General features: G+C 70.9%; 21 protein-coding genes. 12 read left to right on the forward strand and 9 right to left on the reverse strand.

Going from position 1 to position 25378, the window contains the following annotated elements; all coding sequences use genetic code 11:
* Positions 1-37 precede the first annotated feature (37 nt).
* Both ACFVW8_RS13210 and ACFVW8_RS13215 read right to left on the reverse strand, forming a co-directional pair.
* Positions 38-1552, reverse strand: coding sequence for an MDR family MFS transporter (locus ACFVW8_RS13210; RefSeq protein WP_389689209.1), 1515 nt, complete (start codon positions 1550-1552; stop codon positions 38-40).
* Between the two features lie 28 nt (positions 1553-1580).
* Entirely contained in the window at positions 1581-2207 is a 627-nt protein-coding gene (locus ACFVW8_RS13215) for an NADPH-dependent FMN reductase (RefSeq protein WP_389689211.1), read from the reverse strand.
* A 144-nt stretch (positions 2208-2351) separates the two neighbouring features.
* Between ACFVW8_RS13215 and ACFVW8_RS13220 the strand changes: the two genes are divergently transcribed.
* From ACFVW8_RS13220 to ACFVW8_RS13235, 4 genes are all read left to right on the forward strand, one after another.
* Positions 2352-3122, forward strand: coding sequence for a TetR/AcrR family transcriptional regulator (locus ACFVW8_RS13220; RefSeq protein WP_389689213.1), 771 nt, complete (start codon positions 2352-2354; stop codon positions 3120-3122).
* A gap of 147 nt (positions 3123-3269) precedes the next feature.
* Complete coding sequence (locus tag ACFVW8_RS13225) at positions 3270-4427, forward strand: acyl-CoA dehydrogenase family protein (protein WP_389689215.1); 1158 nt, start codon at positions 3270-3272, stop codon at positions 4425-4427.
* A gap of 18 nt (positions 4428-4445) precedes the next feature.
* The gene (locus ACFVW8_RS13230) at positions 4446-5333 is read left to right on the forward strand and encodes an acyl-CoA thioesterase (protein ID WP_389689217.1); all 888 of its coding nucleotides are present in this window, start codon (positions 4446-4448) and stop codon (positions 5331-5333) included.
* Positions 5334-5392: 59 nt separating this feature from the next.
* The gene (locus ACFVW8_RS13235; protein WP_389689219.1) at positions 5393-6478 is read left to right on the forward strand and encodes a cation diffusion facilitator family transporter; all 1086 of its coding nucleotides are present in this window, start codon (positions 5393-5395) and stop codon (positions 6476-6478) included.
* Positions 6479-6573: 95 nt separating this feature from the next.
* On the opposite strand, the gene ACFVW8_RS13240 is transcribed toward ACFVW8_RS13235, so the two are convergent.
* From ACFVW8_RS13240 to ACFVW8_RS13255, 4 genes are all read right to left on the reverse strand, one after another.
* Entirely contained in the window at positions 6574-7353 is a 780-nt protein-coding gene (locus tag ACFVW8_RS13240) for a phosphatase (RefSeq protein WP_389689221.1), read from the reverse strand.
* A 118-nt stretch (positions 7354-7471) separates the two neighbouring features.
* Positions 7472-8980, reverse strand: a complete 1509-nt coding sequence (locus tag ACFVW8_RS13245) for a DUF6056 family protein (protein ID WP_389689223.1) — start codon at positions 8978-8980, stop codon at positions 7472-7474.
* A 62-nt stretch (positions 8981-9042) separates the two neighbouring features.
* Positions 9043-10470 carry a glycosyltransferase gene (locus tag ACFVW8_RS13250; RefSeq protein WP_389689225.1) on the reverse strand — a complete coding sequence of 476 codons (1428 nt, stop codon included), beginning with the start codon at positions 10468-10470 and terminating at the stop codon, positions 9043-9045.
* Between the two features lie 146 nt (positions 10471-10616).
* Entirely contained in the window at positions 10617-11261 is a 645-nt protein-coding gene (locus ACFVW8_RS13255) for a TetR/AcrR family transcriptional regulator (RefSeq protein ID WP_389689227.1), read from the reverse strand.
* A gap of 93 nt (positions 11262-11354) precedes the next feature.
* Between ACFVW8_RS13255 and ACFVW8_RS13260 the strand changes: the two genes are divergently transcribed.
* From ACFVW8_RS13260 to ACFVW8_RS13285, 6 genes are all read left to right on the forward strand, one after another.
* Complete coding sequence (locus ACFVW8_RS13260) at positions 11355-12962, forward strand: carboxyl transferase domain-containing protein (RefSeq protein WP_389689229.1); 1608 nt, start codon at positions 11355-11357, stop codon at positions 12960-12962.
* A gap of 13 nt (positions 12963-12975) precedes the next feature.
* A complete protein-coding gene (locus ACFVW8_RS13265) occupies positions 12976-15054 on the forward strand; it encodes an acetyl/propionyl/methylcrotonyl-CoA carboxylase subunit alpha (RefSeq protein WP_389689262.1) in 2079 nt (692 codons plus the stop codon).
* Between the two features lie 20 nt (positions 15055-15074).
* Positions 15075-16004, forward strand: coding sequence for a hydroxymethylglutaryl-CoA lyase (locus ACFVW8_RS13270; protein WP_389689265.1), 930 nt, complete (start codon positions 15075-15077; stop codon positions 16002-16004).
* Between the two features lie 8 nt (positions 16005-16012).
* Positions 16013-17179, forward strand: coding sequence for an acyl-CoA dehydrogenase family protein (locus ACFVW8_RS13275; protein ID WP_389689231.1), 1167 nt, complete (start codon positions 16013-16015; stop codon positions 17177-17179).
* A 103-nt stretch (positions 17180-17282) separates the two neighbouring features.
* Positions 17283-17924 carry a GNAT family N-acetyltransferase gene (locus ACFVW8_RS13280; RefSeq protein ID WP_389689233.1) on the forward strand — a complete coding sequence of 214 codons (642 nt, stop codon included), beginning with the start codon at positions 17283-17285 and terminating at the stop codon, positions 17922-17924.
* A 176-nt stretch (positions 17925-18100) separates the two neighbouring features.
* Positions 18101-19078 (forward strand): ABC transporter substrate-binding protein, encoded by a 978-nt coding sequence (locus ACFVW8_RS13285; RefSeq protein ID WP_389689267.1) that lies wholly within the window; start codon positions 18101-18103, stop codon positions 19076-19078.
* Positions 19079-19199: 121 nt separating this feature from the next.
* Here the strand turns inward: ACFVW8_RS13285 and ACFVW8_RS13290 are convergent, their stop codons facing one another.
* Entirely contained in the window at positions 19200-20861 is a 1662-nt protein-coding gene (locus ACFVW8_RS13290; RefSeq protein ID WP_389689235.1) for a beta-N-acetylhexosaminidase, read from the reverse strand.
* A 327-nt stretch (positions 20862-21188) separates the two neighbouring features.
* Between ACFVW8_RS13290 and ACFVW8_RS13295 the strand changes: the two genes are divergently transcribed.
* Together ACFVW8_RS13295 and glmS are read left to right on the forward strand one after the other, a co-directional pair.
* On the forward strand, positions 21189-21464 hold the full coding sequence (locus tag ACFVW8_RS13295; RefSeq protein ID WP_389689237.1) for a hypothetical protein: 276 nt from the start codon (positions 21189-21191) through the stop codon (positions 21462-21464).
* A 97-nt stretch (positions 21465-21561) separates the two neighbouring features.
* Positions 21562-23391, forward strand: a complete 1830-nt coding sequence (gene glmS, locus ACFVW8_RS13300) for a glutamine--fructose-6-phosphate transaminase (isomerizing) (RefSeq protein ID WP_389689239.1) — start codon at positions 21562-21564, stop codon at positions 23389-23391.
* Positions 23392-23535: 144 nt separating this feature from the next.
* Here glmS and ACFVW8_RS13305 read toward each other — a convergent pair whose 3' ends face one another.
* Together ACFVW8_RS13305 and ACFVW8_RS13310 are read right to left on the reverse strand one after the other, a co-directional pair.
* Entirely contained in the window at positions 23536-24108 is a 573-nt protein-coding gene (locus ACFVW8_RS13305; RefSeq protein ID WP_389689241.1) for an acetate uptake transporter, read from the reverse strand.
* Between the two features lie 306 nt (positions 24109-24414).
* Positions 24415-24936, reverse strand: a complete 522-nt coding sequence (locus ACFVW8_RS13310) for a universal stress protein (protein WP_389689243.1) — start codon at positions 24934-24936, stop codon at positions 24415-24417.
* Positions 24937-25378: the final 442 nt, after the last annotated feature.

Below are 25378 nucleotides of genomic sequence, written 5' to 3' on the forward strand. Positions count from 1 at the left end.
CCGTCGCATCCCGGACCGGTCGCTCCCTCCGCGGCAGTCACTCCTGCCGCAGCGGCGCCTCCCGCATCAGCCAGGCCACCACGACGGCCACGGCCCCCAGCATCGCGGCTCCGAGCAGCACCCCGTGCAGTCCGTCGGTGACCGCGGTCCGTACCGCGTCCCGGACCCCGTCCGGCATCCGGCGCACCGCTTCGGGCGTCCAGGCCGTTCCGCCTTCGGGCATTCCGCCCGAGTGGAGCCGGCTCGCGTAGACCGCGCCGAGCACCGCGACGCCCAGCGAGCTCCCGATCGTACGGACGAGGGTGGCGGTGCCGGTGGCGGCGCCCATGTCGCGCGGTGTCGCGCTGGTGATGGTGATCAGGAGCGTGCACTGCATCAGCAGGCCCAGGCCGGTGCCGAGGACGAGGGTCAGTGCGGACGTCACGGCCGTGGGAGTACCGGTGCCCGTCGTCAGCAGTGCGAGCGCGCCCGTGGTCGTCAGCGCGCCGCCGATGATGGAGTAGGCGCGATAACCGGCTGCGCCGGCGACGAGCCGGCCCACCAGGAGCTGCGCCCCGAACATCCCCGCCATCAACGGGAGCAGCAGCATGCCGCTGGCCGTCGAGGTCGCTCCGCGTACGAACTGCATGTACTGCGGCAGATAGGCGGACGCCCCGAGCATGGCCGCGCCCACCAGGAACGTGAGCACCTGGGCGAGCGTGAAGTTGCGGTCGGCGAAGAGACGGGGCGGGATGATCGGCTCGGCGACGCGCCGTTCGACCCGGGCGAACCAGGCCAGGGAGCCGACGCCGATCACTCCGAGGCCGAGGATCTGCGGTGACGACCAGGCGTATGCCGTACCGCCCCAGCTGCCCAGCAGGGTGAGGGCGAGGATGGCGGCACTGAGCAGCCCGGCCCCCGCGTAGTCGATCCGCGCCTCGACCCGTTCGGTGTGCAGACGAAGACGCAGACCGATGACGAGCAGGGCGAGCGCGCCGATGGGCACGTTGACATAGAAGACCCAGCGCCAGTTCAGCTGGTCGGTGAGGAAGCCGCCGAGCAGCGGTCCGCCGACGAGCGCGACGGGCATCATGGCGCCGACCATCGACTGCGACCGGCCCGCCTGCGAGGGCGGCAGCATGACGCCGATGATCGAGATGGCGCCGACCATGAGCCCGCCCGCACCGAGGCCCTGCACGGCACGGAACGCGATGAGCTGGCCCATGTCCTGGGCGAGACCGGAGAGTACGGAGCCTGCGAGGAACACCGTGATCGACCAGACGAAGCTGCCCTTGCGTCCGTAGAGATCGCCGAGCTTGCCCCAGACGGGGGTGGAGAGCGAGGCGGTCAGCAGATAGGCCGTCACCACCCAGGACAGGTGGTCGACGCCGCCCAGGTCGCCGACGATCGTGGGCAGGGCGGTGCCCACGATCGTGCCGTCGAGCAGACCGAGCATCAGCCCGAGAAGCAGTCCGAAGAGGACCAGCTTCGACGGGCCGTCATCGTCGGCGGCGGATGGCCGGCCGGCGTCCGGTACCTGTGCGGTGTTCGTGTGGTTCGTGTGCTCGCTCATGGTTGCCCCCGGGCTGTGTGAGGTGGCGTCAGGCCGCGTACGGGCGGATGGACCTGGCGTCCCGCAGGGCCTGTGCCCACCAGGCCAGCTGGTCGAGCAGGGCCTTGACCGCAGCGTCGACCGCCGGGTCGTCCACGGCACCGTCCTCGGCGAACCTGCCGTAGGCGTTGTGGAAGCTGACCGTGTTGCGGATGGTCGTGGCGTTCAGCTCGGCCATGACGACGCGGAGCTGCTCGACCGCGCGCAGTCCGCCGGAGAGGCCGCCGTAGGAGACGAAGCCGATCGGCTTGGCGTGCCACTGCTCGTTGTGCCAGTCGATGGCGTTCTTCAGGGACGCCGGAAAGCTGTGGTTGTACTCGGGCGTGACGAGGACGAACGCGTCGGCCGCCGCGAGGCGCGGCGACACCAGGGCGAGGGCCTCCTCGGTTCCGGGCGCGGGAGGCTGCCCGAAGGCGGGCAGAACGGTGGGCAGCGGGGTTTCGGCGAGATCGATGACGTCGGTGGTCATGTCGCCGCGCCGGGACAGGTGCCCCTTGAGCCACTGGGTGACGACCGGGGCGAATCGACCCTCGCGGGTGCTGCCGACGACTACGGCGACGCGGAGAGGGTGGCTGGTGCGGGTGTCGGTGTCGGTGTCGGTGTCGGTGTCGGTCATGAGGTCCCCCGGGTCGGGTCGGCTGAGAGCACACGGCGTGAACGTGCATGAACGTGCACCACGCGGACGTGTACGACGTATCCTTGCGAGTACAACGTACACATCACTGTGTACAACGTCTACTGACAGATACGCTGTACGCCTATGACCTACCGAGAGGGGTCCGCCATGGCCGGCCAGAACAGGGACGGCAAGAAGGACGGCACGAGCACGCCGGACAAGTCGCTATGGCAGCGGCTGGAACAGCCGGCGCCACCCCGCGCCGCACTGTCCCTGGAGCGCATCGGGGCCGTCGCGGTGGCGATCGCCGACACGGAAGGCTTCGCCGCCGTCACGATGCGCAGGCTCGCCACGGAACTGGGCGTCGCACCCATGGCCGCCTACCGGCACGTCTCCGGCAAGGACGACCTGTGGGCGCTGATGGCCGAACGGGTGGCGGCCGAGCAGCGGATCCCCGACGAGGTGACCGGCTGGCGCGAGGTGCTGCGAACCTTCGGCCTGCTGACCCGGGACATGATGCTGCGCCACCCGTGGCTGGGGCAGCTGCCCACCGCACTCTTCGTACTCACACCGGGCAGGCTGGCCATCGCCGAACGGCAGCTGGCCGCGCTCGACGGACTCGGCCTCGACGAGGACACGATGATGGTCGTCTTCCGCACCGTCAGCGCCTACGCGCACGGCGCGGTGAGCACCGAGCTGGCCCTGCACGAGTGGACTCGGTCGGCGGGCTGGTCCTCCGGCACCGAGACGCGGATGGGCCTGGCGCCGCAGATGACGTACCTCATGGACACCGGCCGCTATCCCACCTACCGGCGCTACGGAGAACGGGCGACCCGCAAGGACGACGCGGCCTGGGCGTTCGAAGTGGGCCTGGACTGCGTCCTGGACGGGATCTCGGCCCGTTTCGGCATCTGACGGGCAGCGCCGAAGGCGGCCGGACCGGGGGCGGAGCAGGCGTGCTCAGCATCACCCTGGACAGCTTCGGTGACCGCCGGGTAACTTTTAACCAAGGCTGAGCAAGCGCTTAGCCGAGCCGAGCGAAGCCGACCAGGGAGGCACCCCGTGCGCCGTACGGTATTCAACGAGGACCACGAGGCGTTCCGGGAGACCATCCGCGCCTTCATCGCGGCCGAGGTCGTGCCCGTGTACGACGAGTGGTTCGCCGCCGGTCAGGCGCCGCGCGACTTCTACCTCAAGCTCGGCGAGCTGGGTGTCTTCGGCATCAACGTGGACGAGGAGTACGACGGCGCGGGCATCGACTCGCACAAGTACGAAGCCGTCATCTACGAGGAGACCGCCCGCGCGGGTGTCTCCTTCGGCGGCTCCGGTGTGCACACCCTGCTCGGCCTGCCCTACGTCAAGATGCTCGCCACCGACGAGCAGAAGAAGCGCTGGCTGCCGAAGTTCACCACCGGTGAGGAGATGTGGGCCCTCGCGATGACCGAGCCGGGCACCGGCTCCGACGTCGCGGGCATGAAGACCACCGCCAAGCTCTCCGATGACGGCACGCACTACGTCCTCAACGGCGCCAAGACCTTCATCACCGGCGGTGTGCACGCCGACCGGGTCATCGTCTGCGCCCGCACCTCCGCCCCGCGCGAGGACGACCGCCGCTTCGGCATCTCCCTCTTCGCCGTCGACACCAAGTCCGATGGCTACTCGGTCGGCCGCAAGCTCGACAAGCTGGGCCTGAAGGTCTCCGACACCGCGGAGCTGGCGTTCGTCGACGTCAAGGTCCCGGTCGAGGACCTCCTCGGCGAGGAGAACAAGGGCTTCGGCTACCTCGGCACCAACCTGGCCTCCGAGCGCTGGGGCATCGCCTTCGGCGCGTACGCGCAGGCCGCGGCCGCCGTCCGGTTCGCCAAGGAGTACGTGCTGGAGCGCACCGTCTTCGGCAAGACCGTCGCCTCGTTCCAGAACACCAAGTTCGAGCTGGCCGCCTGCCAGGCCGAGGTGGACGCGGCCCAGGCCGTCGCCGACCGCGCGCTGGAGGCGCTGGACGCCGGTGAGCTGACCGCCGCCGAGGCCGCCTCCGCGAAGCTGTTCTGCACCGAGGTCGCGCACCGGGTGATCGACCGCTGCCTCCAGCTGCACGGCGGCTACGGCTTCATGAACGAGTACCCGATCGCCCGCCTGTACGCGGACAACCGGGTCAACCGCATCTACGGCGGCACCAGCGAGGTCATGAAGTCGATCATCGCGAAGTCCATGGGCCTGTAGAGCGGTTACGTTCTCTCCATGAACGCAAGCCCTGACCCCCTGCTCGATCTGCTCGCCCTGCTGGATCTGGAGCAGATCGAGCAGGACATCTTCCGGGGCACGAGCCGCTCGGCGCTCGTGCCCCGCGTCTTCGGCGGACAGGTCGCGGCGCAGGCGCTGGTCGCCGCGGGCCGTACCGTCCCCGCGGACAGGCCCGCCCACTCCCTGCACGCGTACTTCCTGCGGATGGGCGACCCCGGCGCGCCGATCGTCTACACCGTCGACCGCATCCGGGACGGCCGCTCCTTCACCACCCGGCGGGTCGTGGCCGTCCAGCACGGGCAGCCGATCTTCCACCTCTCGGCGTCCTTCCAGACGTACGAGGAAGGTCTTGAGCACCAGGCTGACATGCCGCCCGCGCCCGACCCGGAGACGCTGCCCACGGCCGCCGAGATGCTGCCGCGCTACGCGGACCGGTTCAGCGAGCCGGGTGTCGTGGACCGGCTGATCGAGGCGCGGGCCGCGGTCGATCTGCGCTACGTGGACGCGCCGCCCTTCGGCAGCGTCGGCGAACCGCGCGAACCCCGCTCGCAGGTGTGGTTCCGTACCAACGGCAAGCTGGCCGACGACCCGCTGCTGCACGTCTGCATGGCGACGTACGTCTCCGACATGACGCTGCTCGACTCGGTGCTCCTGGCCCACGGGCGGGGCGGCTGGGCGGTCGGTGACGTGGTGGGCGCGAGCCTGGACCACGCGATGTGGTTCCACCGGCCGTTCCGGGCCGACGAATGGCTGCTGTACGACCAGGAGTCGCCGTCCGCGTCCGGTGGACGTGGACTGGGCCAGGCCCGCATCTACACGCAGGACGGCCGACTGGCGATCACCGTCATCCAGGAGGGCGTCGTCCGGGTTCCCCGGACGGACTGAACGGGCCGCACGGCCGCGCATCGGACATGCCGGGCCCGGCTGCGGACATACTCCCCACCATGAGTGACGAGAAATCAGCCGGTGGGGAGTCCGACGGGAAGCCGGGCGAGGCGAATGGCGGCGGCGGGGAGTCCACGTTCACCGTCATCGTCGCCGCAGGCGCCAACCTCGGCATCGCCGTGGCCAAGGCCGTCGCGGGACTGATCAGCGGATCGAGCGCGATGCTCTCCGAGGCGGCGCACTCGGTCGCCGACACCGTCACCGAGGTGCTGCTGCTCACCGCGCTCAAGCGCAGCGAGAAGCCCGCCGACGAGGACCACCCGTTGGGTTACGGCCCCGAGCGCTACATCTGGGCGATGCTCGCCTCGGTCGCCACGTTCGTCGGCGGCGCGGTCTTCTCGCTGTACGACGGCATCCACACCCTCACGGAGGGCGAGGACCTCGGCGATCCGCTGGTCTCGTACATCGTGCTGGGCCTCGCCTTCCTGCTGGAGGGGTTCTCCCTGCGCACCGGGCTGCGGCAGGTCCGCGGCGAGGCGGCCCGGCTGGGCGCCGCTCCCGCCCGGTACCTGCGACTCACACCCGACACCGCGGTCAAGGCCGTCGTGATGGAGGACTCGGCGGCGCTGGTCGGACTGCTGCTGGCCGCAGGCGGGCTGCTCGGCGGCCAGCTGTCGGGCTCCGGTGTCTGGGACGGCATCGCGTCGATCCTGATCGGTGTGCTGCTCGTGTACGTGGCCTGGGTGCTGGGCCGCTCGAACGCCCAGCTGCTGATCGGGCGTCCGGTACCGGAGTCGATGCGGACGGGGGTACGGGAGGAGCTGCTCTCGGTGCCGCACATCATCGAGGTTCTGGAGCTGACCACACTCATCCAGGGGCCGAGCGAGATCCTGATCGCCGCGAAGGTCGACTTCCGGGACGTGGCCAGCGCCGAACAGGTCGAGTGGGCCTGTGAGGAGGCGGAGCAGCAGTTGCGGGAGCGGTATCCGTCGATCCAGCGCGTCTACCTGGATCCGACGCCGGGGGTGGCGCAGCGCCGCCGCGCCCGCGCGGCCGGGGGGAATCCGGTGGTCGGGCCCGGCGACGGGGAGGGCAACGGGGACGGCGGAGGCCTGTTCACCGACCGCCTGGACGAAGACGAATAGGCCGCGTCACACCGCCGTCCGCCCGGTCACCACGTCGTGGCGAGCCAGGCGGCCTACGGCTCGGAGCGTTCCCGAGTGCGTGGGTCCGCCGCCCGTCAGAGCAGTCCGGCGGCGTCCAGCAGGTAGTCCGTCATCGGGTCGTAGAACCGCGGGTCCAGCACGTGGTCGTCCAGCGGCACGGCCACCTGGAGGGTGCCCTCGGACTCCCCCAGGAACAGCGCCGGGTCGTTGCAGTCCGCGTAGCCGATGGCGTCGAGACCGCGCTGCGCCGCGCACCCGGCCCAGCCGTGGTCGGCGACGACCAGGTCGGGCATGGGGCGGCCCTCGCGTTCCAGGCCGTCCAGGACGGCCGCCATCGGGGCCGGGGAGTGGGTGTGCCAGAGGGTCGCGCCACGCTCCTGCACGGCGACGTCCGCGAACTGGAAGACCATGCCCTCGTCCGCCATCAGCCCGCCCGGGATGCGGACGATCTCGCAGCCGGCCGCCCTGAGCGCGGCGGCTGTCAGCCGGTGGACGTCCAGCAGCCCGCCCGGGTGCCCGGTGGCGAGCAGCACCCGCTCGGATCCGGCGGCCGCCTTCCGCAGCCGGGCCGCCGCCCGGTCAAGGGCGTCGACGGTGAGCTCGGGGTCGATGGTGTCCTGGCCGAACCGGTGCTCGGGGTCGTCGCTGACGCCGCAGCGCTCGGCCATCACCGCCAGCACGTCCTGCTCGTCGCGCCACCGGTCGCCGAGCTCGAGACCCAGCCAGAAGTGGCGGTCGCCGTTGGCGAGCTTGCGGTAGTGGGAGAGGTTGTTGTCGCGTGGGGTCGCGACGTCTCCGGCTATACGCGTACGGACGAGTTGTTCGACGAGGGCGGCGCGGCTGGGTATCGGCATGAACCCATTGTGCCGCCAGGTATGCGCAGTGTGCTGGTCGTATCGGGTGGCGGGCCGCACAGGCTTCGGTGGTACCGAACACAGCGGGCGGCGGGAAGAGGCGGATCGCGGCAGCGGGTCAGGGCAGCCGGGTCGCGTAGGTGATCCGGTCCAGGCGGTAGTACCGGGCCGTGCAGTCGGCCGGCCAGTAGCTGCGGCCGTGGTTGCCGAAGGGGTCGCGCATCTGCCCGACCGAGGCCGGTACGTAGGGCAGGACCCGGGCGCCCTCGGCCGCCTCCTCGCGCAGCAGCCGGTCCTGGCGGTCCCAGTGCCGGGCCCGGACGTCCATGTCGTGGGCCAGATCGGTCAGTGGCACGGCCAGCCCGACGCAGACCGCGGCGCAGAGCAGCGCGGCCACCCAGGTCGCGGCGTCGGCGACCCGCCCGTGGGCGCGAAGGGCGGCGCCGAGCAGGGCGCCGAGCCCGGCGAGCAGCAGCACGAGGAGGAAGAGGTAGTCGTTCCAGGTGCGGGTGCCGTACGTCATCATGTTGTCCGCGAAGGCGGGCAGGGTGACGAGGGTGCAGAGGTACCCGGACACCAGGAAGGCCGCCACACCGGCCAGGGCCGGGACGAGAGGCCGGCTCCGCAGGGGCCCGTCGCCGGACGGGGCGTCGTCCTCGCGCAGCAGCAGGCCCAGCAGGACACCGACGGCCAGTGCGCCGAGGTAGGTCCAGGTGGTGAGCACGGTCCCCAGGATGTCGCCGAACGTCCGCAGCGCGTCGGCCAGCGAACCGGTGTCGACCACGGACGTGGCGCCGGTGCCGAAGCGGTCACGGCGGGTGCGGGACCCCGGCGACGTGTAGAGGACGATCATCCCCGCCACCAGGGCAGCCAGCGAGACCACGCACCAGCGGCGGGTGTGGCTGCGGGCGGGGCCCGGCCGCGACCTGAGGCTGAGCAGCAGGACGGTGCAGAGCAGGACGCCCGCGACGATGGAGGTCCCTTCCGAGAGGGTCCCGATGAAGAGCCCGGCGACGGCGGCGACGCACAGCGCGAGGACCCTCCCCCGGTGCGACCTGGCCCGGAGCAGCGGGATCACCGCCGCGGCGGCCAGCGCCGGGGCGACGGTGTGCGAGACGGAGGAGGCCGGCCAGTAGAACGTCTTGTACGTGTTGGGGGTGGCGAAGAAGAACACCACCACGGTCGTCGCCGCGACGAGCAGGGGCACTCCGCGCGGCGCGGTCCGCCCGGCGGCGTGCAGGGCGGCGGCGGTCACGGCCCATACGGCGGCGAGGATCAGCAGTCCGCTGACCGTGGCGTACCACTGGTGCCCCGGCACGCCCCCGGCGCCGTAGAGCGCGACCATCAGGGCGTTGGCGATGCGTCCGTTGTCGTGCAGGTAGAACTTCCCGATCATGCCGGAGACGCCTTCGTCCCGGAGCACGGGCAGGAAGCACCAGTCGTCGCCGCCCGGCCGCACCAGCCGGCCGATCCAGAAGGACGCGGCCAGCAGGGCCAGCGGGAACACGGTGAGAACGGCCGCCCAGAGCGGTGCGCCGGGCCTCGGGGGCTGTTCGTCGTGCCGGCGGTGGGGTGCGTCGTCCGTCGTCGGCGGGGGGTCCGCGGTTCCCGATGCTTCGGCGGTCATGGAGGTGCCGGTGCCCTTCGTGCGATGCCGCTGCGTACGTGTGCCGTGGTGGTGCCGAGGGGTCAGTCGCCGGGGCGGCCGGCCCGGCCGCCGACCAGCGGTTCCGGCTGTCCGGGCACGGCCGCGCCGGATGTGATGGCCCACCGGGCGATCAGGAAGGAGAACGGGGTGGCGAGAATTCCGGCGGCCAGCGCGGCGATGTTCTTTCCCATGCCCAGATGGCTCACCCCGACGTAGAGCAGCGCCCCGGACAGCACGAGATTGACGAGACTCGACAGCGGAAAGCGGACGAAGGCCCGCCAGGTCGGAGTGGTCCGGCAGGTGATGTAGGTGTTGAGCAGAAAGGAACCGACGACACTCACGCAATAGCCGATGACATGGGCGGCCAGATAGGGCATCCAGCGGTTGAGCGTCGCGTAGACGGCGAGATAGACCGCCGTGTTGACGACGCCGATCATGGCGAAGGTGAGGAATTGGCGCACGGTTCGGGACCTGCCCGATCCATAGGCGCTCGCGCCGCTGCCTCTCACCCGTAACGGCCGGGCGGGTGCGGCGGGAGCCGGGTTCTCATCGGTTTCCCGGATCAGATAGTGCGGGCGGTTCTTCGTCTCGCAGTAGATACGGCCGACGTATTCACCGACGATGCCGAGCGTGGCCAGCTGGATTCCGCCGAGGGCCACGACGGCGGTGAGCAGGGTGGTGTAGCCGGGCACCCCCACTCCGTGGCGTGCCACCTCCACGATGATCCACAGGGCGTATCCCATCGCCGCCAGCGCCATGAGAAGGCCGGCGTAGATGGCGAGGCGCAGGGGGCGGTTGTTGAAGGAGATCAGCCCGTCGATGCCGTAGTTGAGCAGCTTCCTGCCGCCCCACTTCGAGCGCCCGGCCACGCGTTCGGCGTTTCGGTACACGAAGCTGGTGGTGTCGTATCCGATCCAGGAGAAGATCCCCTTGGAGAACCGGTTGGACTCCGGGAGCGCGAGCACGCTGTCCACCGCACGGCGGGACAGCAGCCGGAAGTCCCCTTCGCCGTCGACCACGGACACGTCCATGAAGTGGCCCATGGCCCGGTAGTAGGAGCGGCTGGCGAGGGAGCGCAGAGCGCCCTCGCCCTCGCGGTCGCGCCGGGCGATCACCTGGTCGTATCCGTGCCGGCTCAATTCGAGCATGCGGGGCAGGAGTCCGGGCGGGTGCTGGAGGTCGGCGTCCATCAGGACGACGCAGTCCCCGCGGGACATCCGCAGTCCGGCGAGCATGGCGGCCTCTTTGCCGAAATTACGGCTGAAGGCGGTGTAGCGGACCCGTTCGTCGACGGCGGACAGGTGGATGAGTTCCGCGCGGGTGAGGTCTTCGCTGCCGTCGTCGACATAGCAGACCTCGAAAGTGTTCCCGGTCGGTTCGAGGGCTTCGACCAGTGCGCGGTGAAACGCCTTGACCGCCTCGTCCTCGTTGTAGCAAGGGACGACGATCGATACCTGGCAGTTTTTCATTTCGATTCCCCATCAGGCGCGGACGCGACCGTCCCGAAGCCTATGTCCGCACCCTGCCGAAACAACTCAGGCGAATGGGGTTCACGGGGAAAAGTCGGCGTGGAATCCGCACCCGGCCGTACGCGGTGCGTTTTCCGGCGGCCCTTCTATTCCGGAATGCCGTCCGGCGCCGGCCGCGCGGCGCCCGCCGCGGCGAACGCGCCGCGGGCCAGCCGGTGCAGCAGCGCCGCCGTGTCCGTGCGGTCGGGCAGGGCGCCGGGGCGGCCCAGGTGCGGGGTGGAGTTGAGCAGGCCGAACACGGCGTGCACGGCGGCGCGCGCCTCGTGCTCGGGGAGGTCCGGGTAGAGGTCGCGGACCACGCCGACCCACACCTCGACGTACTGCCGCTGGAGCCGGCGCACCCGCTTGCGGTCGGTGTCCCGCAGGCGGTCCAGCTCGCGGTCGTGCAGGGTGATCAGGGGGCGGTCGTCGAGGGCGAAGTCGATGTGGCCGTCGATGAGCGCGTCCAGGAGCGCCTCGCGCGATCCGCCGCCGGACGCCGCGTCCTGGGACACGCGCAGCTCCCCGCCCGCCAGCAGCCGCTCGCTGATGCCGACCAGCAGCTCGGCGAGCATCGCGTCCTTGCCGGGGAAGTGGCGGTAGAGGCCGGGCCCGCTGATGCCGACGGCGGCCCCTATCTCGTCGACGCCGACACCGTGGAAGCCGCGCTCGGCGAAGAGGCGCGCGGCCTCCTTGAGGATCTGCTCACGGCGGGTGGGAGCCGCGACGCGGGCGGCGGCATGGGTGCTCATGACCCATCATTCTAGACAGAGGGGTTAGCGGTCGTTAACCTGAAGGCGTTAACGCTCATTAACACCGCGGTACGGGCAAGGGGGCTCGACAGGATGCAGCAGGCACCGGTGCTGGCGAGCGCGGCCGATCCCGCCTCGGAGGCCTGGCAGGCCAACGAGGCGGCGCATCACGCGCTCACCGACGAGCTGCGCAAGCGGCTCGCCACGGCCAGGCTCGGCGGGGGTGAGAAGGCCCGCGCCCGGCATGTGGCGCGCGGCAAGCTGCTGCCCCGGGAGCGGGTGGACACCCTCCTCGATCCGGGCTCCCCCTTCCTGGAGCTGGCCCCGCTGGCGGCCGAGGGGCTGTACGGGGGCGCGGCACCGGCCGCCGGGGTGATCGCCGGGATCGGCCGGGTCAGCGGCAGGGAGTGCGTGATCGTCGCCAATGACGCGACCGTCAAGGGCGGCACGTACTACCCGATGACCGTGAAGAAGCACCTGCGGGCCCAGGAGGTGGCGCTGGAGAACCGGCTGCCCTGCCTCTACCTGGTGGACTCGGGCGGCGCCTTCCTGCCGATGCAGGACGAGGTGTTCCCGGACCGGGAGCACTTCGGGCGGATCTTCTACAACCAGGCCCGGATGTCCGGCGCCGGCATCCCGCAGATCGCTGCGGTGCTCGGCTCCTGCACGGCCGGCGGGGCGTACGTCCCCGCGATGAGCGACGAGGCCGTGATCGTCCGGAACCAGGGCACGATCTTCCTGGGCGGCCCGCCGCTGGTGAAGGCCGCGACGGGTGAGGTCGTCACCGCAGAGGAGCTGGGCGGCGGCGAGGTGCACTCCCGTACGTCCGGGGTCACCGACCATCTCGCGGAGGACGACGCGCACGCGCTGCGCATCGTGCGCACCATCGTGGCCACCCTGCCGGACCGGGGCGCGCTGCCCTGGTCCGTACAGCCGGCCGACGAGCCGAAGGTGGACCCCGCCGGTCTGTACGGGGCCGTCCCGGTCGACTCGCGCACCCCGTACGACGTACGGGAGGTGATCGCCCGGGTCGTCGACGGATCGCGCTTCGCCGAGTTCAAGGCCGAGTACGGAACGACGTTGATCACCGGCTTCGCGCACATCCACGGCCACCCGGTCGGGATCGTCGCCAACAACGGCATCCTGTTCTCCGAGTCCGCCCAGAAGGGCGCGCACTTCATCGAGCTGTGCGACCAGCGCGGCATCCCCCTCGTCTTCCTCCAGAACATCTCCGGCTTCATGGTCGGCCGCGACTACGAGGCCGGCGGCATCGCCAAACACGGCGCCAAGATGGTCACCGCCGTCGCCTGCACCCGGGTGCCGAAGCTGACCGTGGTGGTCGGCGGGTCCTACGGGGCGGGCAACTACTCGATGTGCGGCCGGGCCTACAGCCCCCGCTTCCTGTGGATGTGGCCCAACGCCAAGATCTCCGTGATGGGCGGCGAGCAGGCCGCGTCCGTCCTGGCCACGGTCAAGCGCGACCAGCTGGGCGACGACTGGAGCGCGGAGGACGAGGAGTCCTTCAAGGCCCCGATCCGCGAGCAGTACGAGACCCAGGGCAACGCGTACTACGCCACCGCCCGGCTCTGGGACGACGGCGTGATCGACCCGATGGAGACCCGGCAGGTGCTGGGGCTCGCCCTGACCGCCTGCGCCAACGCCCCCTTGGGCGATGCCGGCTTCGGCGTCTTCCGGATGTGAGGAACAGATGACGATGTTCGACACGGTTCTCGTCGCCAACCGCGGCGAGATCGCGGTCCGGGTCATCCGGACCCTGCGCGAGCTGGGGGTGCGCTCGGTCGCCGTCTTCAGCGACGCGGACGCGGACGCCCGGCACGTACGGGAGGCCGATACGGCGGTACGGATCGGGCCCGCACCGGCCGCCGAGAGCTACCTCTCCGTGGACCGGCTGCTGGAGGCGGCCCGCCGCACGGGCGCGCAGGCCGTCCACCCCGGTTACGGATTCCTCGCCGAGAACGCGGGCTTCGCCCAGGCGTGCGCGGACGCGGGTCTGGTCTTCATCGGCCCGCCCGCCGCCGCCATCTCGCTGATGGGCGACAAGATCCGGGCCAAGGAGACGGTCTCCGCTGCCGGCGTTCCGGTGGTGCCCGGCTCCACCGGCAGCGAGCTGACGGACGGCCAACTGGCCGAGGCTGCCCACGGGATCGGGATGCCGGTCCTGCTGAAGCCCTCGGCGGGCGGCGGCGGCAAGGGCATGCGGCTGGTCCGCGACGAGGCGCTCCTGGCGGACGAGATCGCGGCGGCGCGGCGCGAGGCCCGCGCCTCCTTCGGCGACGACACCCTGCTCGTGGAGCGGTGGATCGACCGGCCGCGCCATATCGAGATCCAGGCCCTGGCGGACGGGCACGGCAACGTGGTGCACCTCGGCGAGCGGGAGTGCTCGCTGCAGCGCCGCCACCAGAAGATCATCGAGGAGGCGCCGTCCGTCCTGCTCGACGAGGAGACCCGGGCGGCGATGGGCGAGGCGGCCGTGCAGGCCGCCCGCTCCTGCGGGTATGTCGGCGCGGGCACGGTGGAGTTCATCGTCCCGGGCAACGACCCGGCGTCGTACTACTTCATGGAGATGAACACCCGCCTCCAGGTCGAGCACCCGGTGACGGAGCTGGTCACCGGCCTCGACCTGGTGGAGTGGCAGCTGCGGGTCGCGGCAGGTGAGCAACTCCCGTACGGGCAGAGCGACATCACGCTCACCGGGCATGCGGTCGAGGCCCGGGTGTGCGCCGAGGATCCGGCGCGCGGCTTCCTGCCGTCCGGTGGCACCGTGCTGGCGCTGCACGAACCGCAGGGCGGCGGAGTGCGGACGGACTCGGGGCTCGCCGAGGGCGGTGAGGTCGGCAGCCTGTACGACCCGATGCTGTCGAAGGTGATCGCGTACGGCCCCGACCGGGCCACGGCCCTGCGCCGGCTGCGTGGAGCACTCGCGGACACGGTGGTCCTCGGCGTCCCGACCAACGCGGGCTTCCTGCGCCGGCTGCTCGGCCACCCGGCCGTGGTGGCGGGCGAGCTGGACACCGGCCTGGTCGAGCGCGAGGTGGACGCGCTGGTGCCGGACGGGGTCCCCGAGGAGGTGTACGCCGCGGCCGCGCTGCTGCGGCAGCACTCCCCCGCCGCCCCGGGCCCGCGGTCCTGGGCCGACCCGTTCTCGGCCGGTGACGGCTGGCGCCTGGGCGGCACCCCGGCCCGGACGGTGCGGGACTTCCACATCCCCGGCCACGAACCGGTCCAGGTGGGCCTGCGGCCCTGTGGCTCGGGCACCGAGCTGACCTTCGGCCACATCGGCGAGGGCGCGCAGCCGCCGACCCCCGAGTCGGGCACCTGCGGCCCGCTCGGCCCGCTGCCGGGCGGCCCCGAGACGGCCCGGATCATCGCCGCGGACGGGCATCGCGTCACTCTCGAACTGGCCGGTGTCACGCACTCGTTCGCCCATACCGCCTCCCCCGAGGGCCGCTGGCTGGGCAGGGACGGCGACACCTGGCACGTACGGGACCACGATCCGGTGGAGGCGTCGCTGACCGGCGCCGCCCGCTCCGGGGCGGACACGCTCGCCGCGCCCATGCCCGGCACCGTCACCGTGGTGAAGGTGGCCGTCGGCGACGACGTGGTGGCCGGGCAGAGCCTGCTGGTGGTGGAGGCGATGAAGATGGAGCACGTCATCTCCGCCCCGCACGCCGGGACCGTCACCGAACTCGATGTGACCGCCGGGGCCACGGTCGCCATGGACCAGGTACTGGCCGTGGTCGCACCCGTGGCCGCCGCCGGGGAGGAAGCATGAGAGACGACCGCACCCTGCCGATGACCGTCGCCGCACCGGGCCTGCCCGCCCGGATCCGGATCCACGAGGTGGGCGCCCGCGACGGCCTTCAGAACGAGAAGGCGGTCGTACCGACCGAGGTGAAGGCGGAGTTCATCCGCCGGCTCGCGGTCGCCGGGCTCTCCACGATCGAGGCGACGAGCTTCGTCCACCCCAAGTGGGTTCCCCAACTCGCCGACGCCGAGCAGCTGTTCCCGCTGCTCGGTGACATAGGGGACGTGGGTGACGTGGCGCTCCCGGTCCTCGTGCCGAACGAGCGGGGGCTCGACCGGGCGCTCGCCCTCGGGGCCCGCCGGATCGCCGTCTTCGGCTCCGCCACGGAGACGTTCGCCGCACGCAATCTCAATCGCACCGTCGACGAGTCGCTCGCCATGTTCGAGCCCGTGGTGGCCCGCTCCAAGGCGGAGAAGGTGCATGTGCGCGGCTACCTGTCGATGTGCTTCGGCGACCCGTGGGAGGGGCCCGTCCCCGTCGACCAGGTCGTCCGGGTGGCCAGGGCGCTGATGGACCTCGGCTGCGACGAGCTCTCGCTCGGCGACACCATCGGCGTCGCCACGCCCGGCCACGTACGGACGCTGCTGTCCGCGCTGAACGAGTCCGGGGTGCCCACCGACACGATCGGGGTGCACTTCCACGACACGTACGGGCAGGCCTTGTCCAACACCCTGGCGGCCCTCCAGCACGGCGTCACCACCGTGGACGCCTCCGCGGGCGGCCTCGGCGGCTGCCCGTACGCGAAGAGCGCGACCGGAAACCTGGCCACCGAGGATCTCGTGTGGATGCTCGACGGCCTCGGCATCGAAACCGGGGTCGACCTCGACGCGCTCACCGCCACCAGCGTGTGGCTCGCCGAACAACTGGGCCGACCCAGCCCGTCCCGCACCGTCCGTGCCCTGTCCCACAAGGAGTGACCGCCCCCATGTCCCTGGACCACCGGCTGACCGCCGAGCACGAGGAACTCCGACGCATCGTCGAGGAGTTCGCCCACGACGTGGTCGCGCCGAAGATCGGCGACTTCTACGAGCGCCATGAGTTCCCGTACGAGATCGTGCGCGAGATGGGGCGGATGGGCCTGTTCGGGCTGCCGTTCCCGGAGGAGTACGGCGGGATGGGCGGCGACTACCTCGCCCTCGGCATCGCCCTGGAGGAGCTGGCCCGGGTCGACTCGTCCGTGGCGATCACCCTGGAGGCCGGGGTCTCGCTCGGCGCGATGCCGGTGTTCCGCTTCGGTACGGAGGAGCAGAAGCGGCAGTGGCTGCCGAAGCTCTGCGCGGGCGAGGCGCTCGGCGCGTTCGGCCTGACCGAGCCGGACGGCGGCTCGGACGCGGGCGGCACCAGGACGACGGCCGTGCGCGACGAGGCGACGGGCGAGTGGGTGATCAACGGCTCCAAGTGCTTCATCACCAACTCCGGCACGGACATCACGGAGTTGGTGACGGTCACGGCGGTGACCGGCCGCAAGGAGAACGGCGCCCCGCGCATCTCCGCGATCATCATGCCGTCCGGCACCCCCGGCTTCACGGTCGCCGCCCCGTACTCCAAGGTCGGCTGGAACGCCTCGGACACCCGCGAGCTCTCCTTCGCCGACGTGCGGGTGCCGCTGGAGAACCTGCTGGGCGAGGAGGGCCGCGGCTACGCACAGTTCCTGCGGATCCTGGACGAGGGCCGGATCGCCATCGCGGCGCTGTCCACAGGCCTCGCGCAGGGCTGTGTGGACGAGTCGGTGAAGTACGCCGCCGAGCGGCACGCGTTCGGGAAGCCGATCGGCGCCAACCAGGCGATCCAGTTCAAGATCGCGGACATGGAGATGCGGGCGCACATGGCCCGGATCGGCTGGCGGGACGCGGCGTCACGGCTGCTGGCGGACGAGCCGTTCAAGAAGGAGGCGGCGATCTCCAAGCTGTACTCCTCGACCGTGGCGGTGGACAACGCCCGCGAGGCGACCCAGATCCACGGCGGCTACGGCTTCATGAACGAGTACCCGGTGGCCCGGATGTGGCGCGACTCCAAGATCCTGGAGATCGGCGAGGGCACCAGCGAGGTGCAGCGGATGCTGATCGCGCGGGAGCTGGGACTGCCGGCCTGAGCCCGGCGCGCGGGGTGGCCCAGGTCCCCGACCTGCACCATCCCGCTCCCCGCCCGCGTCAATCCGCTCGACAGTAAGAGCCCGTTCCCGGCAGTGTTCGTCCATGAAGCCGCAGCACTGGCCCCTGTACGGGCTCCGCATCCGCACGCCCCGGCTGGAACTCCGTCTCCCGGACCTGGAGTTGCTCGACGAGCTGGCCTCGGTCGCCGCCGATGGGGTGCACTCGCCTGACGCCATGCCGTTCACCGTCCCCTGGACCGACGGCTCGCCCGCCGAGCGCGGGAGGGCGGTGTTCCAGCACGTGCTGGCCTCCGTCGCCAACTGGTCGTCGCGGGACTGGTCGTTGAGCCTCGCGGTGCTGCACGAGGGCCGGGTGGTCGGCCGTCAGGACGTGATGGCGAAGGACTTCGCGGTGACCGGTGAGGTGAGCACCGGTTCCTGGCTGGGGCTCGCGCACCAGGGCCGGGGCATCGGCACCGAGATGCGGGCCGCCGCCCTTCACCTCGTCTTCGCGGGTCTCGGCGCCGAGACGGCCGTTTCCGCGGCGATGACCGACAACCCGCGCTCGCTCGGTGTCTCGCGCCGGCTCGGCTACCTCCCGGACGGACTGGAGACCGCCGCCCTGCGGGGCGCCCCCGTCACGCTCCAGCGGCTGCGCCTGGAGCGCACCCGGTGGGAGGAGCACCGCACGGTCGAGGTGACGATCGAGGGGCTCGACGGCTGCCGGGGAATGTTCGGCGGATGAGTCCGCCCTTCTCGTCCGGTACCCCCGGGGCGGGGCCCTCGACAGGTCGGCAAACCCTGAGGTTAGGCTAGCCTTCCCTCGACCTTGTCAGCGGCCGGTCTCCGGCTCGTACGAAAGCGGACCCTGTCATGCGCACTGCCCGAGCGTCCCGTCCCACCCGCCGTGGCCTGCTGGCCATGGGCGGCGCCGTAGGCCTCGGCGCCGTGCTCGCCGCCTGCGGCGACAGCGACGGGAAGGACTCGGGGGCCGCCGGCTCGAAGAGCGCGGGGCCGTGGAGCTTCAAGGACGACCGCGGGAAGACCGCCGAGGCCAAGTCGGTGCCGAAGAACATCGTCGCCTTCACCGGTGTCGCCGCCGCGCTCCACGACTACGGCGTCGAGGTCAAGGCCGTGTTCGGTCCGACGAAGACCAAGGACGGCAAGGCCGATGTGCAGGCCGGCGACCTGGACATCAGCAAGGTCGAGATCCTCGGCAACGTCTGGGGCGAGTTCAACGTCGAGAAGTACGCGGCGCTCGGCCCGGAGCTGCTGGTCACCGCGATGTGGGAGAAGGACGCCCTCTGGTACGTGCCGGACCAGTCCAAGGACAAGATCCTTAAGCTGGCCCCGAGCGTCGCCCTGTGGGCGGCGCAGACCACCATCCCGAAGGCCATCCAGCGTCACGAGGACCTCGCCGTGTCGCTCGGCGCCGATGTGAAGGCCACGAAGGTCACGGACGCCAAGGCCCGCTTCGAGAAGGCCGCCGCCCGGCTGCGCGCCGCCGCGAAGTCCAAGCCGGACATCAAGGTCATGATCGGCTCGGCCAGCCAGGACCTCTTCTACGTCACCCTCGCGAAGACGGCCGCCGACACCCTGTACTTCCAGGAGCTGGGCGTGAAGTTCGTCGAGCCGAAGGTGAACTCGGCGGGCTTCTTCGAGGAGCTGAGCTGGGAGAACGTCGACAAGTACCAGGCCGACATCATCATGATGGACAACCGGTCATCGGCGCTCCAGCCCGGCGCCCTGACGTCCAAGCCGACCTGGACGCAGCTGCCCGCGGTCAAGGCCGGACAGGTCATCCCCCGAACCGCCGAGCCGATCTTCAGCTACGACAAGTGCGCGCCGATCCTCGACGACCTCGCGAAGGCCATCGAGGACGCCAAGAAGGCCCGCTGAAGCGGAACCAGCCGTTCCGGTCGTAACCGAGGGCAAGCCCGCCCGTCGACCGAGGACAGCGTGTGAAGCCCGTCCGGCGATTGAGGACAAGGCCTCAATCGCCGGACGGGCTCACCTCACGTCACCCCGCCGAAGCCGGCTCCGCCGGCCACGGCACCTGGGGCGACCGGTAGTAGTCGATCCCCATCGCGGTGAACCGCGGCCCGAGCGCCGCCAGCCGCAGCTTGTACGTGTCCCAGTCGTGCGTCGCCGCCGGTGACCAGCCCAGCTCCGCCGCCCCGGGCAGCCTCGGGAACGCCATCGCGTCGATGTCGTCGCTGTCCGTCAGCGTCTCCGCCCAGATCGGCGCCTCGACTCCCAGCACCGCGTCCTGCGGGGCGCCGGTGAGATAGGTCGCCGGGTCCCAGTCGTAGGAGCGCTGGACCTCGACCAGACCGGCCCACTTCAGGCCCAGTTCGGTCTGCTCGTTGTACTTCATGTCCAGGTACACCCGGTCCGCCGGCGACAGCACCAGCTTGGTGCCGTTCTTCGCGGCGTCGACGACCTGCTGCCGGTCCGCGGCGCTCGTCTTGTCGTAGCCCCAGTACTGGGCGACCGCGCCCTTGACCGGCGTGGCCCCGGTGATCTGGTGCCAGCCCATCACGGTCTTGCCGTACTTGCCGACGACGGCCTGCGCCTTGTTCATGATCTCCGCGTAGTCCTCGTGACTGGTGGAGTGCGCCTCGTCACCGCCGATGTGGAGGTACTTGCCGGGGGTCAGCGCGGACAGTTCGCGAAGGACGTCGTCGATGAAGTCGTACGTGACGTCCTTGCCGGCGCACAGCGAGCTGAACCCGACCTCGATGCCGGTGTAGAGCGGCGGCGCGACGCCGTCGCAGTTCAGCTCGGCGTACGAGGCGAGCGCGGCGTTCGTGTGGCTCGGCATGTCGATCTCGGGCACCACCTCCAGGTAGCGGGAGGCCGCGTACCGCACGATCTCCTTGTACTGGCTCTTGGTGTAGTACCCGCCCTTTCCGCCGCCGACCTCCGTCGAGCCGCCGTACGTGGCCAGCTTCGGCCAGGAGTCGATGGCGATGCGCCAGCCCTGGTCGTCGGAGAGGTGGATGTGGAACGTGTTCATCTTGTACAGCGCGATCTGGTCGATGTAGCGCTTCACCTCGGTGACCGAGAAGAAGTGCCGCGAGACATCGAGCATCGCGCCCCGGTAGCCGTAGCGCGGCGTGTCGGTGATGCTGCCGCCGGCGACGTTCCAGGGGCCCTTCTGGCGGCTGTGCGACTCCACCTGGGCCGGCAGCAGCTGACGCAGCGTCTGGACGCCGTGGAAGAGCCCTGCCGGCTTCCGGGCGGTGATGGTGACGGAGCCGCGCCCGGACGTCAGGGTGTAGCCCTCCGCGCCCAGCTTGCTGTCGCGGGAGCCGAGCCGCAGCCGGATGCCGTCGGCGCCGTTCTTGGTGGTGACCGGCAGGGCGTACCCGGTGGAGGGGCGCAGCACGCCCGCCAGGTACTCACCGATCTTGCGGGCCTCGCCGGACGAGCCGTCGACCCGGATCCTGGTGCCGTCGTTGAGGGAGTAGGGGGCGCCGCCCGGCCTGACCGAAGCGGGGGCGGGCACGACCTGGCCCAGCGGCCGGGACGTCAGGGCGGCCGGGCTGCCGGCCACCGCCGATGCCGTGGGGGCCGCGCAGGCGGTGGAGATACCGGCCGCCGTGACGAGAAGCAGCGAGCCGAGAAGTCGGGGTAGAGCACGGGGAAGAGCACTGCGCCGCGCCGTGTGCAGTCTCACAAGCCGGGTCCCTTTCTACGGGTTCACATCTGCGGATCTCCTGACCAACCGAACCGTCGACATCCGTACCGCGTACCCAACGGATGGTCAAGGTGTAGACCACTTCCCCCTGTTGGCCGTGCCGGAACGTGGCCGACGTTCCGCGGCTTATGGCCGAATTCATCCCTGCGGCCCCGTCGGGCGCGGAGCGTGCCGGGCACCACGGAAACCACCCCGAGGAGCTCCGAAACCGTCGCCAACCACAGAAGGAGGGCCGATTGCCCGCAGTCCTGCCCGATATCGGGCAGAATTGTTGCGCTGGAGCCCCTTCCGCCGCAGTATCGACGAGTGCTCGAACGCCGCTCGTCGTACGACGACCTCATTGACCACCTGGTGCGCAGCACCGCGCTCCAGCGCGGTGAGGCCTCCCGGGTGATCCTCGACGTGCTGGCGTACTTCGACGAGACGACCGACGACTTCGTCCGCCGCCGCCATCGCGAAATGCAGTCCGGCGGCCTGGTCAACGCGGAGATCTTCGAGCGGATCGCGGCCGAGCTGCCGCACCGGGCGGTCGCACCGCCGGAGCTCTCGCTCCGGCAGCTGCGCCGCATCGTCTACGGCTGAGGCCGGCCCGCGGCCGGGCACCCACTCACTTGCACGTCACTCACTTGTACGTCCACTTACTTGTACGTCGTCGGATTCACGGAGGGGCAGAGACGTTATGTGCGGAATCGTCGGTTATATCGGAAAGCGTGATGTGGCTCCGCTGCTGCTGGAAGGGCTGCAGCGGCTGGAGTACCGGGGCTACGACTCCGCCGGCATCGTGATCACCGGCAAGCCCGCGGCCGGCAAGGCCGCCGCGCTGAAGATGGTCAAGGCCAAGGGCCGGGTCCGCGAGCTGGAGGCCCGGGTCCCCAAGCGGTTCACCGGCACGACCGGCATCGCCCACACCCGCTGGGCCACCCACGGCGCCCCGAGCGACGAGAACGCCCACCCGCACCTGGACGCCGGCGGCAAGGTCGCCGTCGTCCACAACGGGATCATCGACAACGCCTCCGAGCTGCGCACCAGGCTCGTCGCCGAGGGCGTCGTCTTCCTCTCCGAGACCGACACCGAGGTGCTGGTCCACCTGATCGCCCGCTCCGAGGCCGACACCCTGGAGGAGAAGGTCCGCGAGGCGCTGCGCTCCATCGAGGGCACGTACGGCATCGCCGTGATGCACGCCGACTTCAACGACCGCATCGTGGTGGCCCGCAACGGCTCCCCGGTCGTCCTCGGCATCGGCGAGAAGGAGATGTTCGTCGCCTCGGACGTCGCCGCCCTGGTCACCCACACCCGCCAGGTCGTCACGCTCGACGACGGCGAGATGGCCACCATCAAGGCCGACGACTTCCGTACGTACACCACGGAGGGCTCGACCACGACGGCCACGCCGACCACCGTGGAGTGGGAGGCCGAGTCGTACGACATGGGCGGCCACGACACGTACATGCACAAGGAGATCTCGGAGCAGGCCGAGGCCGTCGACCGGGTGCTGCGCGGCCGGATCGACGACCGGTTCGCCACCGTCCACCTCGGCGGGCTCAACCTGGACGCCCGCGAGGCGCGCGGGGTCCGCCGGATCAAGATCCTCGGCTGCGGCACCTCGTACCACGCGGGCCAGATCGGCGCCCAGCTGATCGAGGAGCTCGCCCGCATCCCCGCGGACGCCGAGCCGGCCTCCGAGTTCCGCTACCGCAACCCGGTGGTGGACCCGGACACGCTGTACGTCGCGGTCTCCCAGTCCGGTGAGACGTACGACGTGCTGGCCGCCGTCCAGGAGCTCAAGCGCAAGGGCGCCCGGGTGCTCGGTGTGGTCAACGTGGTCGGTTCCGCCATCGCGCGCGAGGCCGACGGCGGTACGTACGTGCACGCCGGCCCCGAGGTCTGCGTCGTCTCCACCAAGTGCTTCACCAACACCGTCGTGTCGTTCGCGCTGCTCGCGCTGCACCTGGGCCGGATCCGGGACCTGTCGGTCGCCGACGGCAAGCGGATCATCGAGGGGCTGCGCAGGCTGCCGGCCCAGATCAGCGAGATCCTCGACAACGAGGACGAGATCAAGAAGCTGGCCGCGGAGTACGCGGACGCCAAGTCGATGATGTTCATCGGCCGGGTGCGCGGCTACCCCGTCGCCCGCGAGGCCTCGCTGAAGCTCAAGGAGGTCTCGTACATCCACGCCGAGGCCTACCCGGCCTCGGAGCTGAAGCACGGACCGCTGGCGCTGATCGAGCCCGCGATGCCGACCGTGGCGATCGTTCCGGACGACGATCTGCTGGAGAAGAACCGCGCCGCGATGGAGGAGATCAAGGCCCGCAGCGGCCGCATCCTCGCCGTCGCCCACCAGGTGCAGGAGAAGGCCGACCACACCATCGTCGTACCGAAGAACGAGAACGAGCTGGACCCGATCCTGATGGGCATCCCGCTCCAGCTCTTCGCCTACCACACGGCGCTGGCCATGGGCCGGGACATCGACAAGCCGCGCAACCTGGCGAAGTCCGTCACCGTCGAGTAGTCGCGCCCGCACTCCGGGCTCAGGAGCGGCCCCGCAACCGTCTCGCACGGGTGCGGGGCCGCTCCAACCGGGCCGGTGCCGCCGGTACCGGCCCGTCCGCTGCCCCGGAGCCTTCCCGGTGCCCTCCGACCGGGCGGCAGGCCCTCAGCCGGTGGCCGTCACTCCTCGGCCGGCAGCGCGCCTCGGTACCGCCGTCGGCCAGTGGGCCAGTGCGGCCGTGGCTCCGTACCAGGCGGCCAGGCCGGCCACGGCGGCGAACCAGCCGCCCGCCTTGGCGAGGAAGCCGCTGTCCGCGAACTGCCCGATGCCCAGCAGCAGAAGCGCCACGAACAGCAGTGCGTACGTCCCCTGGCCGAGCAGACCGCGACCGGCCGCGCCGAGCGTCAGAGTGAGCGCGAACAGGGCCCACAGCAGCAGGAACAGCCCCGCCGCATGCGCCGAGACCCGGGCGTCGGCGCCGGTGCCCCAGGTGAACCAGAAGGCGCCCAGACCGGCGAACGCCGTGCCGGTGAAGCCGTTGCCCGCGCGGAACTCGAGGAGTCCGGCGACGAACAGGGCGATGCCGCCGACATACAGGGCGAGCGAGACGGCATCGGCCGCCGTCACCCCGTCCACGGCCCCGGTGTGACCGATCCCGAATGCCAACAGCGTGAGCCCCAGGGCGAGATGGCCGAGGGTGGAGGTGCTGGTGTTTCCCGCAGAGACGTCGTTGTCCACGGCGGGCTCCCTTCACATGCAATCGTGCTGTTTCCCGTGGCCCTTACCTACCCTTCACAAGCGCACAATCCACTTCTACGGTTCGGTATCTTCTTTCATCCCGCTGTTTTCGTAGTCGAGTTGACGCCACCCGGATCCGGATCGTCCGAAACGAGACCGCCCGCCCCGGAAATCCGGAGGGCGGGCGGAAATGCCGCTGGGGAGGAAGTACCTCGAACGAGAAAGCGCCTCCACGGCCCGGAAGAGCTCGAAAGGGTGAGAGGGGCAGGAAGCAGCGGCTACGGGACCGGGGCCACGGGGCGGCGGCTACGGGATGACGACGACCGGACGCTGGGCGCGCCGCGCCAGCCGGCCGGCCACCGAGCCGAAGATCCGGCCGACGATCCCCTGCGTGGAGCCGACCACGATCGCGTCGGCCGAGTACTCCCTGCCGACCTCCTCCAGCTCGTGACAGATGTCCCCGCCGCGCTCGACGAGCACCCATGGCACCTCGGTGAGGTAGTCCGCGCAGGCGAGCTCCAGGCCGAGGACCTCGGTCCGGTGATCGGGCACATCGACGAAGACGGGCGGCTCGCAGCCTGCCCAGACGGTGGTCGGCAGCCGGTTGGCGACATGGACGATGATCAGGCCGGAACCTGATCTTCGGGCCATGCCGATGGCGTAGGCGAGGGCCCGCTCACTGGAGGTCGAGCCGTCGAAGCCGACGACGACCCCGTGCCGGAACGCGGGATCGCAGGAATGACGTGTTTCTTCGACCGCCTGGGGGCCCGACGCTGGGTCGGCTACCTGCCTGCGGTCCGCGGGTTCGGGGATTTCGTGACCGGCCATCGGTGTCTCGGCGAAGAGAGTCCTCGTGAGGAGAGCGACTTGGGGAGCTGCGTCAGTGAGCGGTGTGGCGGTGTCCGGGAATCATCTTCCCAACCCCTTACCCCCAAGGGTACGGCGCCATTCCTCCACTGCCCAGACCCGCGCAAAGCGCGTGCGACGTTTCACGGAGCATGCCCGAGACCGCCCCGTATGGCAATGCCGGTTGTGCGGTACACCGACGCCGGAGCGGCGCCGCGGACGCCGTACGGCCCCGCCCGGTGACCGGGCCGGGCCCACCGGGCGGGGGCGTCCGGCGTCCGCGGAACCCCGACCGCTCGGTATTGACCGCGGTGCAGTCGATCGGCTCCCGGGAGCGACTCCCCGACCGGCCCCCGACCGCCCACCCATCCGGAACCCGCCGCCCGGCCGACGCCCGCCGCGGCCCGCGGAACGATGCCCCGCC

It is taken from the genome of Streptomyces sp. NPDC058221, from assembly GCF_042882365.1.
GTDB lineage: Bacteria > Actinomycetota > Actinomycetes > Streptomycetales > Streptomycetaceae > Streptomyces.